At 72.3% G+C, this 1,789-nt stretch carries 2 protein-coding genes; both read left to right on the forward strand.

The window, feature by feature from the left end; all coding sequences use genetic code 11:
- Positions 1-213: 213 nt before the first annotated feature.
- Positions 214-954: a DsbA family protein gene (locus G6023_RS09605; RefSeq protein ID WP_069389322.1), complete on the forward strand. Its 741-nt coding sequence runs from the start codon at positions 214-216 to the stop codon at positions 952-954.
- Positions 955-964: 10 nt separating this feature from the next.
- On the forward strand, positions 965-1,789 hold an 825-nt coding region (locus G6023_RS09610; protein WP_182635183.1), incomplete at its 3' end, for a cytochrome c biogenesis CcdA family protein.

Raw genomic sequence — 1,789 nt, forward strand, 5'->3', positions numbered from 1 at the left:
GGGGGACGGGGCCCGGCCTCGCGCTGGCGCTCGTGCACGCGGTCTCGCCGGCGGCGGTCTCCGCGGCCGCGGCGACGACACTCGTGCTGGGGATGTGCTCCGCGCTGGCGGGTTGACATCGCGCCACCGACGCGAACTACTATGCAACGTAGTAGTAACTGGCCCGCTCGCGGGTCGGTCCCCGTTCTCGATAGCACCCGCAGGAGACCTGAAGTGTCCCGTCGTCCGAGCGTCCCGGTCATCGCGTTGTCCCTCGTGGTGGCCGTACTCCTCGCCCTCGTGGCGATCCTCCTCGCCCGCGAGGTGGGCGGGGGCGAACCGTCGGCCGACGGGTCCGCCGCGGGGACGTCGGAGGTGTCCGACGACCGCCAGACCAGCCCGGAACAGGCCCCCGGCCCGGAGTCCATGGAGGGCATCGCGCGCTTCGAGGAGGGCGACCCGATGGCCATGGGGCCCGTCGACGCACCGGTCGTGATGACCATGTACACCGACTTCCGCTGCCCGTTCTGCGCCAAGTTCTCCCGCGAGGTGGAGCCCGCCCTGGTCGAGGAGTACGTCGAGAAGGGCGACCTGCGGATCGAATGGCGGGACCTGCCGATCTTCGGTGAGCAGTCGATGGCCGCCGCGCGAGCCGGCCGCGCCGCCGCCGACCAGGGGCGGTTCTGGGAGTTCACCGAGGTGGTCTTCGCCGACTCCCCCGACCGCGGTCATCCGGACCTCGGCGAGGAGAAGTTGGTCGGGTACGCCCGCGAGGCCGGCGTCGCCGACATCGAGCGCTTCCGCGAGGACATGACCAGCGACCGGTACGACGAGGCGATCCGGGCCGACTACGAGGCGGCCACCGCACTCGGTGCCACCTCGACCCCGACGTTCCTCATCAACGGCACGGGCATCATCGGCGCCCGCTCCACGGAGACGTTCCGCAACGTCATCGACAGCTCACTCGACGGGTGACGTGGGCCCGATGACCGAACAGATCGGACTGATCGGCGGATTCCTCGGCGGCGTCCTGAGCATCCTCAGCCCGTGCTCGGCCCTGCTGCTGCCCGCCTTCTTCGCCTACGCCTTCGGAACCCGCCGGGTGCTCCTCGCCCGGACCGGGCTGTTCCTGCTCGGCCTCGCCATCGTCCTGGTCCCGCTCGGCGCGGGGGTCGGGGCCATCGGTTCGCTGTTCACCGTCCACCGCGGGACCGTGACGTTGATCGGTGGCCTCGTCGTCGTCGCCCTGGGTGTCTACACCGCGCTCGGGGGCGGCTTCCGGCTCCCCGGACTCTCGGACGCCTCGTCCCGCGTCACGGGCAGCGGCCCCGTGGCCGTCCTCGCGCTGGGCGCCCTCTACGGGTTCGCCGGATTCTGCTCGGGCCCGCTGCTCGGCGGTGTCCTCACCCTGGCGATGGCCGGGGGTTCGCCCGCCTACGGTGCGGCCGTCATGGGCGCCTACGCGGTCGGCATGGTCGTCCCGCTCGCGGTGCTCGCCCTGGCGTGGGACCGGCTGGGCGTGTCGCGTCGGCGATGGATCCGCGGTCGCGACGTCACCCTGGGACCCATCCGCACGCACACCACCTCACTCATCGCCGGGGTGCTGTTCATCGTGGTGGGACTGCTGTTCGTCCTCACCGACGGCACCGCGGCCCTCGGCTCGGTGATGGGAGTGGACGCCCAGTTCGACCTGCAGCTCGCCATCGAGCGCCGGGTCGCGGGGATCGACGACCTGTGGTTCGCCGTCGCCGCGCTGGCCGTGGCCGCCGTCGGCCTCGCGGTGTGGGCGCTACGCGACCGCCGCCGCGCG

The sequence above is a fragment of the Dietzia sp. DQ11-71 genome, from assembly GCF_014144995.1.
Taxonomy (GTDB): Bacteria; Actinomycetota; Actinomycetes; order Mycobacteriales; family Mycobacteriaceae; genus Dietzia; species Dietzia kunjamensis.